Below are 1,141 nucleotides of genomic sequence, written 5' to 3'. Positions count from 1 at the left end.
GTGTAATTGCCAATTGGAACAGTAAATTTCTTAAAGAAGGGATAGAGGGCCTGCAAGAAAAAGCAAAGGGGCGCCCATCTATGTCTAAAAAAACAAAAACAACATCAATAAAAAAAGAAAAAGAAATGTCACGTGAGGAGCAATTGGAGCGTGAAAATGAACTGCTTCGATTGGAGGTCGCCTATTTAAAAAAGTTGAAAGCTTTTCGAGAGAACCCGGATACCTTCCTCGAAAAGCACAAGCAGTGATTGCCTTTGAACTCAAAGAAGAAGGATTCCGATTAAAAGATGTATTGAAGCGTGTCAATTTACCAGAAGCAACGTATCATTATCACATGAAACAAATGGCGAAAGCAGATCCAGATCAAGCTTTGAAAACGTTGATAATAGAGCTGTTTGAGGAACATGAAAGTCGTTATGGCTATCGTCGAATTCACTCACAGCTAAAGGCGAAAGGTTATACGATTAATCACAAGAAAGTGCAAAGAATTATGCGGGATTTGAATTTGAAATGCGAGAAATTTGGACGTAAATCACGTTATAAATCTTATAAAGACGCTGTTGGAAAAATCGCAAAAAACCGATTAAACCGACGTTTCTATACGCCATACGCCCTTCAAAAACTAGTGACTGACGTAACTGAATTTAAATGTACAAATGGTGAGAAACTTTATTTGAGTCCCCTAATGGATTTATATAATGGAGAAATTATTGGTTTCAGTATGTCCAAGAGGCCGACGCTTGAATTCGTCATGAAATCACTGGAACAAGCGCTACCAATCATTCAAGAACGAGCTGAATATCGTACAACAATTCACTCAGATCAAGGCTGGCATTATCAACATAAATCATGGGTCAAAATCTTAAAGCAGAACAAGATTTTCCAAAGCATGTCTCGTAAAGCAACGTGTGCAGACAATGCCGCAATGGAGAACTTCTTTGGCTTATTAAAACAGGAAATGTATTACGGGGAAGAATTAGTCTCCTACGAAGTGTTACAAAAGAGAATTGAGCAATATATCGATTACTACAACAATGATCGAATTAAACAAAAACTGGCCGGCATGAGCCCGATAAAATATCGGACACATGCCAGCCAATTAGCTGCATAATAAAAACTCTAACTTTAAGGGGTCACTACC

At 38.0% G+C, this 1,141-nt stretch carries 1 protein-coding gene and 1 pseudogene; both read left to right on the top strand.

What is annotated here, in order from left to right; genetic code table 11:
- Positions 1–248: pseudogene (locus CH76_RS13965) on the top strand (transposase); the annotation flags it as partial.
- Positions 245–1,111, top strand: a complete 867-nt coding sequence (locus tag CH76_RS13300; protein ID WP_081892717.1) for an IS3 family transposase — start codon at positions 245–247, stop codon at positions 1,109–1,111. The pseudogene CH76_RS13965 and the gene CH76_RS13300, both read left to right, overlap by 4 nt.
- Positions 1,112–1,141 lie beyond the last annotated feature (30 nt).

The sequence above is a fragment of the Lysinibacillus sp. BF-4 genome (genome assembly GCF_000743635.1).
GTDB classification, from domain to species: Bacteria; Bacillota; Bacilli; order Bacillales_A; family Planococcaceae; genus Metalysinibacillus; species Metalysinibacillus saudimassiliensis.
This window is presented reverse-complemented; position numbering and strand designations above follow the sequence as displayed.